9 protein-coding genes and 1 pseudogene are annotated in these 12597 nt (G+C 61.0%); 4 read left to right on the forward strand and 6 right to left on the reverse strand.

Annotation, left to right across the window (positions count from 1 at the left end):
• Window positions 1-3 precede the first annotated feature (3 nt).
• The 3 genes and pseudogenes from MRS60_RS17175 to MRS60_RS17185 all read left to right on the forward strand — a co-directional run bounded on the left by MRS60_RS17175 (window position 4) and on the right by MRS60_RS17185 (window position 6129).
• Complete coding sequence (locus MRS60_RS17175; protein WP_243566253.1) at window positions 4-3453, forward strand: ATP-binding protein; 3450 nt, start codon at window positions 4-6, stop codon at window positions 3451-3453.
• A complete protein-coding gene (locus MRS60_RS17180) occupies window positions 3453-4661 on the forward strand; it encodes a Wadjet anti-phage system protein JetD domain-containing protein (RefSeq protein WP_243566254.1) in 1209 nt (402 codons plus the stop codon). Before MRS60_RS17175 ends, MRS60_RS17180 begins: the two co-directional genes overlap by 1 nt.
• Window positions 4662-4919: 258 nt before the next feature.
• Window positions 4920-6129 (forward strand): annotated as a pseudogene (locus MRS60_RS17185) (IS3 family transposase).
• A 457-nt stretch (window positions 6130-6586) separates the two neighbouring features.
• Here the strand turns inward: MRS60_RS17185 and MRS60_RS17190 are convergent.
• The 5 genes from MRS60_RS17190 to MRS60_RS17210 form a co-directional block, all read right to left on the reverse strand.
• Window positions 6587-6766 carry a hypothetical protein gene (locus MRS60_RS17190; RefSeq protein ID WP_243566255.1) on the reverse strand — a complete coding sequence of 60 codons (180 nt, stop codon included), beginning with the start codon at window positions 6764-6766 and terminating at the stop codon, window positions 6587-6589.
• Between the two features lie 9 nt (window positions 6767-6775).
• On the reverse strand, window positions 6776-7030 hold the full coding sequence (locus MRS60_RS17195; protein ID WP_034180052.1) for a hypothetical protein: 255 nt from the start codon (window positions 7028-7030) through the stop codon (window positions 6776-6778).
• A gap of 86 nt (window positions 7031-7116) precedes the next feature.
• Complete coding sequence (locus MRS60_RS17200) at window positions 7117-7938, reverse strand: PRC-barrel domain-containing protein (RefSeq protein ID WP_243566256.1); 822 nt, start codon at window positions 7936-7938, stop codon at window positions 7117-7119.
• A 527-nt stretch (window positions 7939-8465) separates the two neighbouring features.
• On the reverse strand, window positions 8466-8894 hold the full coding sequence (locus MRS60_RS17205; RefSeq protein ID WP_243566257.1) for a carboxypeptidase regulatory-like domain-containing protein: 429 nt from the start codon (window positions 8892-8894) through the stop codon (window positions 8466-8468).
• A 289-nt stretch (window positions 8895-9183) separates the two neighbouring features.
• Window positions 9184-9522, reverse strand: coding sequence for a hypothetical protein (locus MRS60_RS17210; RefSeq protein WP_243566258.1), 339 nt, complete (start codon window positions 9520-9522; stop codon window positions 9184-9186).
• Between MRS60_RS17210 and MRS60_RS17215 the strand changes: the two genes are divergently transcribed.
• Window positions 9515-11065, forward strand: a complete 1551-nt coding sequence (locus MRS60_RS17215) for a phospholipase D family protein (RefSeq protein WP_243566259.1) — start codon at window positions 9515-9517, stop codon at window positions 11063-11065. The two genes, MRS60_RS17210 and MRS60_RS17215, sit on opposite strands and share 8 nt — an antisense overlap.
• 22 nt (window positions 11066-11087) lie before the next feature.
• Here MRS60_RS17215 and MRS60_RS17220 read toward each other — a convergent pair whose 3' ends face one another.
• Window positions 11088-12554: a PLP-dependent aminotransferase family protein gene (locus MRS60_RS17220; RefSeq protein ID WP_131949340.1), complete on the reverse strand. Its 1467-nt coding sequence runs from the start codon at window positions 12552-12554 to the stop codon at window positions 11088-11090.
• Between the last annotated feature and the right edge of the window lie 43 nt (window positions 12555-12597).

The following is a 12597-nucleotide window of genomic DNA, read 5'->3' on the forward strand; positions in this document are numbered from 1 at the left end:
AACGTGGAGACAGCCCAGCTATTCGAGGATCCGGAATTGTCGCCGGCAGCGGCGGACGGGGCAGCGCGTAGGGAAGAGGGTTCTCGCCCGACATGGAGCGATCGTGATCTCGAAGAAGCAGAGCAGCAGCAGTTCAGGCTGCGGCAAATGCAGGTCATGAACTGGGGGACGTTTAGCAAGCTCCACGTATTCGATATTTCGCCGCGCGGTCACTTGCTCGTTGGGCCGTCCGGATCGGGAAAATCGACCATTCTCGATGCACATTCGGCGTTGATGGCGCCGCCGAATTCAGAGTTCAATGCTGCGGCCCGGGGTAACGATAAAGTCACCCGTGATCGGACGATGGTCACTTATGTACGTGGAGCCTGGGCTACGCAGGAATCGGAGGAAGGGATCATCGCGGCGCAGTATCTGCGACCCGACACCACCCTCAGTGCAGTCGCCGAGGTGTATGCAAACGCACAGGGGCAGATGCTGACGCTGGTCGGCATGTGGTGGATCAAGGGTAAGTCGACACTCGCAAAGGACGTGCGACACTGTTTCTTCGTGATCGAACGGGAATTCAGTCTCAAGGAACTGTCGTTCTTCATGCAGGCCGACTACAACCTGCGCTCGTTTGCAAAGCATCTTCCTGAAGTCAAACCTTTTGAAACGCACGCGTCCTTCCGTGAACGCTTCAAGGCGCGCCTAGGTATAGACCACGACCTAGCGTTGCGATTGCTTCACAGGACACAGTCGTCGAAGAATCTGGGCGATATCAACGCGTTCATGCGTGACAATATGCTGGACGAGCCCCAAACGTTCGGCCTTGCCAAAGCGCTCTGCGAGGACTTCAACACGCTGGCAGCGGCCCACCAGGACGTCGTGGAGGCTCGTAAGCAGCGCGATCTGCTTAATCTCGCACGTTCGCATCATAAGTTGTATCAGGAGCATCACGCGGAGGTCGCCCGGGTTGACGAACTGCTGGCGCAACTTGACCACCACCGCGAATATCTGCAATACACGTTGCGTGGCCGGCGTGTGGACGAGTTGAAGATCGCGCTCGAAGGGCTGCGTCAGAGCGTCGATGCATTGGCTCGTAAGGCGGACGACCAGCAGACCGAACTCCAGCGATTGATGGCGCTGCGTGCCGGCATGAACGACGGCAATGTCGCAGGGCTACAGTCGCAGCTGGCCACCAAGGAAACGCAATTGAAGCAGGTTCGCCGTGCGCGTGCCCGGGTGTCAGTCTGGCTCCAGACGCTCGGGTGGCCTGAGCCGCAAGATGCTGGCCATTTTGGCGAATGTATCGGTCGCGCCGGAGTGCTGCGGGGTCGCGGTCCGGGTGAAGAAGGCGAGGCGAAGGCCGAGGAACTGCGCCAGAAGAGATTTGAGGCGGAACGGCAGCTCAAGGAACTGCTTGCTGATGCGACCTCGCTTGAACAGAGAAAATCGAACTTGCCGCGTGAACTGGTCAATGTCCGCGACCAGATTGCACTCACCCTGAATTTGGATCCCGCTTCGCTTCCATTCGGCGGTGAACTGCTCGACGTACCCGAGAAATTCAGGCGGTGGCAAGGTGCTCTGGAGCGTTTGCTGGCTCCTCTTACCCGCTCGTTTCTCGTGCCGGAGGAACACTATCCGGGAGTTGTGAACTGGCTCGAGTCGAATCATACGGGACAGCATGTGCTTTACCTGCGTATGCGCCCGCATCAGAAGCGTTTCGATAATGGTCCGAAGGCTCCCGGCAGGATGCTGGATTCATCGGCGGATGAATACGGCGGCTGGCTGCGCGACGAGATAGCCGCACATTACGGCGAGTTCGTGTGCGCAGAAACGGCTGAGGAGTTTCGTAATTCACCGCGGGCCATCAGCCTGCACGGTCAGGTCAAGCGAGGAGGTGCACGGCATGAGAAAAATGACCGTACCCGCCTTGATGAACGTCGGGGTTGGGCGATCGGTTTTTCCAACGAGCAAAAAAAACTTGAGCTTCTCGATGAAATCCACGCTCAGCAGAAGGTGGAAAGCGAAGCCAGTCGGGAGCTAGCCGAACTTCAGGCGACGCAGAACAAGGAACGGGAGAAGCTGAACGCAGCAGCGGAATTGACGCAGGTGGTCTGGGAGGACATCGACGACGTCTCGGTGGCCGACGAGGTGCAGCGTTTGCTGAACCAGATAGAAGAGGCGCAACGTTCACACCCGGAGATCCAGGAACTCGATGAGCGAATCAAGGCGCAGGGGGCAAAGGCCGCCCAGGCGGGCAGCGCGCATGAAACAGAAAGGAATAAATATGCTGACACCGAACAGCAGATCAACGGGTTGATCCGGGATCTGGAAAATACGCGCGACGATGCGCGTATGCCGTCGGTAGACGGGGATGAGCTTCAGTCATTATTTGGGAACTTGGACGACCTGACGCTGGAGAACCTGGAGCAGCGACGCCTATCTGCGCGCAGTGAACTGAAGGACAGAAGGAACGACGCCGATAAGGCTCAAGCAAATGAGCGGAACTTGCTTGAGGAAGTTCTCCGTATGTTTCAGCGTGAACACAAGATGGCAGCTGCGGATATGGGGGCGACGCTGGACGATTGGCCCGACTATGCCCGGCTGTTAGCCAAAATCGAGGAGGACGATCTACCCCGATTCGAGGAGCGTTTTTTCAAGCTGCTCAACGAACAGAGCGATCGCCATCTGGCCCGACTAAGGCAGCGTCTCATTACCGAGAAGGATGAGATACGGGGGCGCATGAATATTGTCAACGACGCACTGTCGCAGTCGGAGTTCAACGCTGGTACCTATCTGGTTTTGGAGAACCGGCCTCGAACGCTGCCGGATGTGACCGCGTTCCTGGCCGAGCTCAAGAGCTGCCTCGAGCGCAATATCAAGCCAGATGTGACCCGCGAGGAGCGAGAGGAGCAGTTTAAGGCCCTCAATACAATCGTCCAACGGTTGCACAGTGACAAGCCGGAGGACGAGCGCTGGAAAGCACTTGTGCTAGACGTACGGCAGCACGTCGAATTTGTGGCAAAAGAATTTGATGCTGATGGCCGAGTGCGCGACATTTTTCAGTCCGGCGCCGGTAAGTCTGGCGGACAGCGACAAAAGCTGGCTGCGACATGCCTGGCGGCGGCATTGCGCTATCAACTCGCCGGGACGCAGAGACCGCTGCCGCAGTTTTGCACGGTATTGATGGATGAGGCGTTCGACAAAGCTGATAGCGAGTTCACCGCAATGACGCTGAACATCTTCAATACATTCGGATTCCAGATGCTGATGGCTACACCGATGAAGGCAGTAAGAACACTCGAGCCATTCATCGGTGGGGCCCACGTCTTTAGCAACAAGTTGCGCAACAGTTCTGGCGCGGTTGCGATCGAGTACGACATGGCGCATCGGCGACTGGTTGGTCTCAGCAATCAGCGGCCCGAAGAGAAAGGTAACGTCGATGATGAAATACCTCAGAGCGACAACTAATGCCACTGAATGAACTCGGCGGCGCATTGCTGCCTGATGATCTCGCAGTTGCGTGCCGGCGTCAGCTGGAGCGTTATCAGGCCGACTGGCTGGCGCAGCCATTGGAGGGCTCGTGGCCGTTATCGGTTGCACTGCGAGGCCCGTCGGACAGGCTTGCGGCCAGCGCGCCGGGGGCGATGCGGGCTTGGCTTGGCGCGTGGAATGATTTCGACAGGGTTTCCAAGGATAAGGGGCGAAGGTCCGCTGCCGTGTGGCGCTCGGTGAACTGGCGGACCATGGGCAGCGTCACTGTACCGGAAAAGGTATTGTTCGAAGATGCGCAGGCTGTGGCGGATTGTGCAGGACTGCGCCGGCATTGGGATACCCTTCATGCGCGGTGGCGGAAGATAGGAGAGCGGTATCCGGTCTTGGCCGGCCAGCGCGATTGCACCAATGCTGTCATAAGAACCGCCGACTGGTCTGACGATGATTTCCGACGACTGATGGAATTGCTGGCCTGGTGCAGGCAGAACCCGGCGAGCGGACTCTACCTGCGCCAATTGCCACTGGTAGACATAGACACGAAATGGGTTGAGGGGCGGCGTGGCGTCGTGGAACCGCTGCTTCGAATCCTTATCGGCAAGGAGGGGGATGTTCGTGAAGTCATGGGGCTGCGGCGTTCACCCGATACGGTACGGATGAGACTGCTCGATGTCGGGCTTCGCGAGCAACTGCTGGGCATGGAGGATCTTCAGATCCCCGTAGGCCAGTGGAACCATGTGTTTCGGTATCCACCAAAGCGACTACTGATTGTCGAGAACCTCGAGAGCGGGCTGGCGCTTCCGGATATCGAAGGAGTGGCAGTCGTGATGGCGCTCGGGAACAATGTGACTGCTCTACGGGGAATAGAATGGGCGCCGGCTGCGGATGTTCTCTACTGGGGCGACATCGATACTTGGGGCTTGCATATACTGTCCCGGGCTCGCGAAATCTTCCCAGATCTGAGGTCGGTTCTGATGACGGAGGAGGTCGTTGAGTCGCATCGACATCTCCTGACCGACGAGCCGACTCAGGACAAGCGGCCTGCCGTGAATCTCACGAAGGACGAAGCGCAACTACTGTCCGATCTTCAAACCGGACGATGGGGCGAACGCCGTCGTCTGGAGCAGGAGCGAATACACTGGCCAAACGCAACTGAGGAAGTTCGCCGTCAATGGACTTATTCTTGACGAAAGCGCGCGCATTCACTACTTTGGCGAAGCCAATCGTCTCTCTAGCCGTTCTGCGGATGTGGGTATGCTTAAGCGACTGTTCTATTGAGTTCGTGCAGCGTCAATCAATTTCACTGGGTGCATTCATCATTCCCTGACTTTCTACGACTGCCCTTAGCCACTGGAGCAGCCCCCTGAAACGCCGGACACAGTCACCCACTTACAATAACGGGTAGGCATAAGACTGTGTTTTTGACTAACACCAGGCAGGAAGTGATGGAAGTGTTGACGGGCCCGGAGCGTCGGCGGCGCTGGACGGCGGAGCAGAAGCTGGCGATGGTTCGCGAGAGTTTCGAGCCGGGGAAATCGGTTTCGATGGTCGCGCGCCAGCACGGCGTGAATCCGAACCAACTGTTCCACTGGCGCAAGCTGTACCAGGACGGGAGCCTGTCAGCGGTCAAGGCTGGCGAGGAAGTGGTTCCCGCCTCAGAGCTGGCCGACGCGCTCAAGCAGATTCGTGAGCTGCAACGTATGCTCGGCAAAAAGACCATGGAGAACGAGATTCTCCGCGAAGCAGTCGAGTACGGCCGGGCAAAAAAATGGATAGCGCACTCGCCCTCGCTGCCGGAGGACGACCAGTGAAACTGGTTTGTGAAGTTCTCGGCGTGTCGCGCTCGAACGTATCGGCACGACTGTCGCGTCCGGCGACGTGGCGCGATGGCCGTCAATCGAGGCAGACTGACGACGCGGTCGCAGTCGAGGAAATCCGCCGGGTCATCGGCGATTTGCCCAGCTATGGCTATCGCCGGGTTTGGGGCATATTGCGCAACGAGCGCGTCGCGGTTGGGCTGGGGCCGTTCAATGCCAAGCGCATCTATCGCGTCATGCGCACACATGGGTTGCTGATGCAGCGTCGGCCGATTCCGCTTCGCCCCCAACGTCGACACGACGGCAAGGTGGCCGTAGCGCGCAGCAATCAGCGATGGTGCTCGGACGGCTTCGAGTTCCGCTGCGACAATGGCGAGCCGCTGCGTGTAACGTTCGCGCTGGATTGCTGTGATCGTGAGGCGATAAGCTGGGCCGCCACGACGGCAGGCCACAGCGGCGACATCGTGCGAGACGTGATGCTGGCTGCAGTGGAAAATCGGTTTGGCAACGAACTGCATACACGTCCGAAATCGAGTGGCTGAGCGATAATGGTTCGGGCTACACGGCCGACGACACGCGCCGGTTCGCAGTGGCCATCGGCCTGAAGCCATTGACCACACCGGTGTGCAGCCCACAAAGTAATGGGATGGCCGAGAGCTTCGTAAAGACGATGAAACGCGACTACGTCGCCTTCATGCCGAAGCCGGACGCAGCGACTGCTGCACGCAACTTGGCCATCGCGTTCGAGCATTACAACGAGAAGCATCCCCATAGCGCGCTGAAATTCCGCTCGCCTCGCGAGTTCCGGCGCTCGATGGATTCAGCAACCTTAGTGTGATGCTGTGTCCGGTATTACAGGGGCAACTCCAGTTTCCATGATTCTCCAGCGCGATAACGTTACCCCAGGTTCCTCACTCACTGGGGCGATTCTCCAAATAGTCATGAGCATCTCCTGTTCACCAATGAGGGCCCGGCGGGAAAATGTCGACTCTCTCCTTGGCGGCCCATCGATACTGCGCTGTCATTCATGGTATTCGAGTTTGCGTCGCATTAAAGAGAAAAACTAGACTATTTTATCGGTGATTTTCACGGACGGTATATGCTTTATATTTGCGCGAGTGGTCAACTAATGGTTTTTTGTGGATAATGTGGCTGGCGGCAACGCCATAACGCGAGGGCCGTTTATGCTTTATATGGCGGACGACTTATGCTTAACGGCACAAATGCTGCAAACCCGCGATAGCCGCAAGGCTTCGCGGGTTTTTTGTTTTTCGGGGCGTCAAGGGGATGCGGTACTACACGACCGTCGCCGTCGCGTAGGCAGCGGCGCCGGCTGCTCCGCTGTCGGTATTGAACGCGCAGGCCGAGAGGATGATCGAGGCCGTGGATTCGATCGAAGCGCTCGGGGGCGGTTGATCGACGGACGAGATGGAATCCAGGTTGGAATCCGAGCCGGCTTCGACCGGCGGCCGCATCGAACGGCGCTATCCGGAGCCGGCCAACCGCAGGTCCGGCTCGACCAGGAATTGGGATTTCACATGATCGACGACGTAGAGGACCACGCCGCTCGCCCGGCGCGTCCTCGGTGAATAGTCGAACTCGGTCGCATCGGCATCGGCGGATGCCGGCCTCACGAGAAACACGCGCATCCCGGCCTTGAATACGTGATGCGAGGGCAGGCGTTGATTGACCAGTTCGATGAATTGCCTGGCCGAGATGACGGGCATGAAAGCGGACATGGAACTTCTCCGGCGCGTACTGATAAAGCGTTCAGGACGGACGAGCGGGAAGGTTGCGGGATCTCGCGCGGTCCGAGGCCGCGGCGTCAAAGCGCACCGCGGGCCGTCGACGATTCGGCATTCAACCAGTAGCCGTGCTTGCCGTAGAACTGATGCAGCGCAATCTCGTCGCTTCGATAGACGGGCTGCGAATCGTCGTATTCGGGGCTGTGGCGAATCGAGTCGCGGTTGAGCGTGGTCGATACCGTTTCCGTGGCCCAGTCCACCCGGTCGAGCCAGTGCGTCGCGATCAGGACTTCCCTGTTGGTCAACCACCAGTTCCGCGCGCTGATCGCGAGATAGCGGATCACCCAGGCTTCATCGTCGTAGATGAAGTCAGACACGCGGCCGATGCGTCCGGCCGTGGTTTCGAGCCGATAACCCTTGACCTTGCCGGTGCCGCGCAGATGCGTATCCGTCGGCGCATCTGCTGGCGCATCGCCCGGCGTTGCGCAGGCGGGCAGCGGATTTCCCGCCTCGAGATCTTGCGACAGGGCGGCAGAATGGAACGCTGGGGATGCGGCCATGCCCCACAGGTTCGGGCCACCCCAGTAGGGCGGGTAATGGTAGTAACGCAGGTATTCGATTTCGTGTTGGCGGGATACCGGCTTGTGTGCGTCCAGGTCCGGGCTGTCTCCTACCTGTTGGCGCGTAAGGTCGACATGCAGCGTGCTGGACCGGGAGTCGGTGTGCTTGACGGAATAGGGCGAGATGAGCACCAGCCTCTCGTGCAGCCAGTCGCCCGTCTCGACGACGAGGTAGCGGATGCACCAGTTGTCGTCGTCGAAATAGGCTTGATTGACGTGTCCGATGTCGCCGTCCTTCGCGCGCACCGCACTTCCGTGCAATTCCTTGATGCTTCGTAGCATGATGTTCTCGTCAGATCGATGCGCGGCATGTCGATGATCCGGCTGAACCGCATGCCGTGCGGTGGCGTCCAGTCGCTCGCTCGTGGATCCGGAGCGATTCGTGCCGCTCCCGTTCATGCACGCGGTAGGTGTACAGGCTGGCGTGGCGTCGTGACGGATGTACGGCATGCTTTCACGGTACTGGAAACGGACGGCCGGCGCGGTACGACAGCGTACAAAGTGTGCACCGGATCGAACATGGATCTGTCGGATCGATGCAGATCCGGATAACGAATCGACCGGAATCGGAAGGACGATGCGTTGCTGGCCTTCACAAGTCGCGCGGACGGTGGCGTCGAGTGGATGCCTGGCGGCCACGCCTTCCTGTCACGCACATTGGCCACTGACGGCGCAATCGCATCGAGGATTGTCGTTTCATCGGTAGTACTACGGATGTAATCAATGCAGGGCGTACCGGTGCGAGCTTGCCGGCTCGAGAGGCCGTTGCGCAGGCAGCCGCTTGTGCGCGGAGGGGGCGCTGCTCATGTCTACATGAACCAGATAAACGTATGGCGTGCGTGCCGGGATGCCGAAATGTTCACGATGTATCGTTCGGACTGGCCGTTGTAGCTGGCATTGATCGCATAACGTCCGTTCCTCAGATTGGCCAGCATGAACGGGCCATCAGACGGCGCCTCCAGAATCGTATTGCCTTTCATGTCCGTGATGGTCACCAGTACGTCGGACAAGTATTCGTTCCCGCTTGGGGCCCGGCGGACGAAGGTGAGCACGAGAGCGTAGTCGCGCATGACGCCCTTGATGGCGACCGATTGATCGAGTCCGATGCCGCCCGACAAATAGGCAACCTGATCGGTGTGCTGCACCGGAGGGAGGTTGTCGTCGGCTGCAACCGGGGCGATTCCAACTAACGTGGCGCTTAGAAGGAGCGCGCGCACCAAGGACGCGGATGTTTTCATGACGGATCTCCTGGAGGATTCGGAGGGGAGTCGAGGTGTGGCGGTAGCGCCGGTCTGACTGACAGGACCGGCTCGCCTCGCCTCTCACCAATGCGGCTATTCGCGCCGCATGTCTGTCCGGTGCCGGACGCTTGCTCTTCATCAGATTGCGCTGCGTCCGAGTCGTCGTACGCGTCTGCTTCGGCAACCCGAGCATCGCGCGGCCTGCGGGCGCATCTACGCTAGCCGACCGACAGGCTATTTGACCAGCCGCGCTTCGCGGCTGCGTGTCGCGAGCAAGGGCAAATGCCTAGCACGGTAGCGAGCAGAAGGATAGTTCGCACGCTGCTGGAAGCGATGCAGGCAGCATGCCGCATGCGCTGCTTGTGCCCGCATCGATCTCCACCCTGACCATCCGCGCGAGCGTTTCCGCCGCGAGCGACAGCGGCGTGTCGCGCATCTTCAGGACACCGCCGCAGGGAAAACACGGAGAGGGTGCCGTCCCGATGGCAATCGAAGTATGCTGTGGCGCGGCACGGTCCGCGCGCGATGCCTTTCGGGCGCCCGGGTAGCCGTCGAGCCCCGTGATCCATCCGGTGGCCAGAATAAACATACTTCGCCGGGGAGTGGCGACGGCAATCATGATCATGCTGCGTTCGTGGGGTGCGATTCTTTCGTTGCTGGCGCTTGTCGCGTGCGCCAGCCTGCCGCCGCAGGCCGACCGCGCGCCGACACATGCGTTCGCCGACACGGAAAACACGCGGCTGGGCGTTGCGTTCCGCCAGCAGGCCGGCATGCATCCGGGGCAGGACGCGTTTCATCTGCTGACCGATCCGGTCGATGCGCTGGATGCGCGTGTGCTGCTTGCGGACCGCGCGGACCGCTCGCTGGACCTCCAGTACTACATCTGGCACGACGACCTGACCGGGCACGAACTGGCCGACGCGATCATTCGCGCGGCCGATCGCGGCGTGCGCGTCCGCGCGCTGCTCGACGATCTCGGCACGAACGCGGACGACCGCAAGCTGCTCGAGATCAGCTCGCACCCGAACATCGAGATCCGGCTGTTCAATCCGGTTGCCACGCGCACGTTCAAGAAGATCGGCACGGTGTTCGAGTTCTCGCGCGTCAACCGGCGCATGCACAACAAGGCGATGATCGCGGACAACCAGGCGGCGATCGTCGGCGGCCGCAATATCGGCGACGAATACTTCGGCGCATCGTCGATGCTGGAGTTCGGCGATCTCGATGTCGTCGTCCATGGTCCGGTCGTGAAGGACATCTCGACGGAATTCGATACGTTCTGGAATTCCCCGTATGCGTATCCGATCGACGCGCTGGTCGGGCACGACGCGGCGCCGGGCGGGCTGGACCGCGAGCGCGAACGGTTGCGCGACTACCTGAGGGCGATGGAGGACAATCCTTACGTGCTCGAAGCGAGGCAACGGCTCGACCGGATCGTTCATGGGCAGGGCACGGAACTGTCGTGGGGGCGCGCGACGGTGCTGTACGACGATCCGTCGAAGATCGCGCATTCGCCGAAGGACAGCGACGGGCATCTGATGCCGCAGTTGCGCGCGCTCGCATTGCAGCCCGAACATGACCTGCTGATCGTGTCGCCGTATTTCGTGCCGGGCAAGGCCGTCGTCGAGCGGCTGCGCGCGCTCGCGGCGCGCGGCGTGCGCGTGACGGTGCTGACCAATTCGCTCGCGTCGACCGACGTGGCGGCCGTGCATGCCGGCTACCGTCGCTACCGAAGCGATCTCGTGGCGGCCGGCGTGCGGCTTTACGAGCGGCGGCCGTCGGGCGACAAGAGCATTTCGAAGCAGGTCATCATCGGGTCGTCGCGTGCGTCGCTGCATGCGAAGACCTACGTGTTCGACCACAAGAGCATTTTCATCGGATCGATGAACCTCGATCCGCGCTCGCTGAACCTCAATACGGAGATCGGCGTTTACTGCGAGAGTCCGGCGATTGCGTCGCAGGTTGCAAACGACCTGGAATCCCGACTCGACCGGATCGCGTGGCGCGTCGAGCCGAGGACCGATCCGGCGGGGAAAGGGCAGCTCAAGTGGGTTCAGACCGATTCGGACGGGAAGCTCACCGAGCTCGATCACGAACCGGAAGTGTCGGCTGCGCGTCGGATGGAAGTCTGGTTTCTCGGGCTGTTTCCGATCGAATCGCAACTGTGAGCGACGATGCGTCGTGCTGCGCTCAGCACCGCGTGCGGCCGTGCTTTTCGATGACGTCCGCGAGCTGGATCGTCGCTGTCTCGATCATCGCGTCGGTCAGCCCGGAATACCCGAGCACGAAGCCGTTGTACCGGCGGCCGTCGCCGACGGCGTAGCTGCTCAGCGGCTGAAGCAGCAAGCCATGCGCGGACGCGGCGCGCGCGACTTCGGTGTCGTGCTGCGGTAGCGCGAGATCCGCGGAAAGATGCATGCCGCCCGGGCTTTCCCGAACGCTCAACGATGTGCCGAGATGGCGGGCGAGTGCCGCTTCGAGGCTGCTGCGCCGCGCGGCGTACAGCGCCCGCATGCGGCGCAGGTGCCGCGCAAAGAGGCCGGTGTCGATGAATTCGGCCATCGCCAGCTGATCGGCCGAATGGCCGCGATGGACGAGTTCGCGCAGCGTCCTGGTGAAGCGGTCGACCAGCACCGGTGGCACCACCATGAAGCCGAGCCGGAGGGCGGGAAACATCGTCTTGCTGAACGTGCCGAGATAACAGACGGGCGCGTCGGCATAGAGGCCCTGGATCGCCGGGAGCGGCTGGCCGCCATGGCGGAACTCGCTGTCGTAATCGTCCTCGATGATCCACGCACCGCAGGCACGCGCATGCTCGACGAGCGCCGCTCGCCGCCGCGGGCTCATCAGCGCGCCGAGCGGATATTGGTGCGACGGCGTCGTATAGATCAGCCTGGGCGGGTGGGCGCGCCACTGTTCGTCGGTCGGCGCCATGCCTTCATGGTCGACCTCGATCGGCACGATATTCAGGCCGGTCGAGCGGAATGCCGTGCGTGCGCCGTTATAGCAGGGGTTTTCGAGCCAGCCGAATTCGCCGGGATTCGCGAGCATGCGCGCACATAACTCGAGGCTGCTCTGCGTGCCGTCGGTGATGAATACCTGGCCGGTCTCGCAGCGCACGCCTCGCGAAACCCGGATATAGGCGGCCACGGCGCGCCGCAATTCGGGCAGCCCTTCGACCGGGCCATACGCGAGCTGGGCGGGCTTGACGGCTTTCCATGCGCGCTCGATGCAACGGCGCCACTGGGCGACCGGGAATTCGTCGAGCGAAGGAAGGCCGGGGACGAACGGCAGCATGCGCTCGGGCTCGGGATCGGCGTTCTCCAGGCCGTACACGCGCTCGGCCAGATGAACCGGGGCCGGGCTGTCGTCATTCCCGGCGCTCGAACGGCCGCATCCATCCCACAGCGTGATCGTGCCGTTGCGCGTGGCCGCCACGAAGCCTTCTTCGGCAAGACGCTCGTACGCATAGACCGCGGAGTTGCGCGCGATGCCCAGCTCCGTCGCGAGCACGCGCGTCGACACGAGCCGCGTGCCGGGCGGAATGTGCCCGTCCAGCAGCATGTTGCGCAGGCCCCGGTACAGGGCTTCCTGCTGGCTGTGTCTTGTCGTGCCGTCCTGTCTGGACAGCGAGGAGATGAGTAGCGCCAGGTCCATCGGCTGGTTCCAGTTTTTTTCCTTGGGCTGGTTCTTTTTAAGA

Origin of the sequence: Burkholderia pyrrocinia, from assembly GCF_022809715.1 — a bacterium.
GTDB classification, from domain to species: Bacteria; Pseudomonadota; Gammaproteobacteria; order Burkholderiales; family Burkholderiaceae; genus Burkholderia; species Burkholderia pyrrocinia_C.

Bases quoted from the DNA above. Each gene is read 5' to 3' on its own strand.
- MRS60_RS17220 (WP_131949340.1), bottom strand. From the start codon at position 12,554: ATGGACCTGGCGCTACTCATCTCCTCGCTGTCCAGACAGGACGGCACG.
- MRS60_RS17180 (WP_243566254.1), top strand. From the start codon at position 3,453: ATGCCACTGAATGAACTCGGCGGCGCATTGCTGCCTGATGATCTCGCA.
- MRS60_RS17210 (WP_243566258.1), bottom strand. From the start codon at position 9,522: ATGATCATGATTGCCGTCGCCACTCCCCGGCGAAGTATGTTTATTCTG.
- MRS60_RS17215 (WP_243566259.1), top strand. From the start codon at position 9,515: ATGATCATGCTGCGTTCGTGGGGTGCGATTCTTTCGTTGCTGGCGCTT.
- MRS60_RS17190 (WP_243566255.1), bottom strand. From the start codon at position 6,766: ATGCGGCCGCCGGTCGAAGCCGGCTCGGATTCCAACCTGGATTCCATC.
- MRS60_RS17195 (WP_034180052.1), bottom strand. From the start codon at position 7,030: ATGTCCGCTTTCATGCCCGTCATCTCGGCCAGGCAATTCATCGAACTG.
- MRS60_RS17205 (WP_243566257.1), bottom strand. From the start codon at position 8,894: ATGAAAACATCCGCGTCCTTGGTGCGCGCGCTCCTTCTAAGCGCCACG.
- MRS60_RS17200 (WP_243566256.1), bottom strand. From the start codon at position 7,938: ATGCTACGAAGCATCAAGGAATTGCACGGAAGTGCGGTGCGCGCGAAG.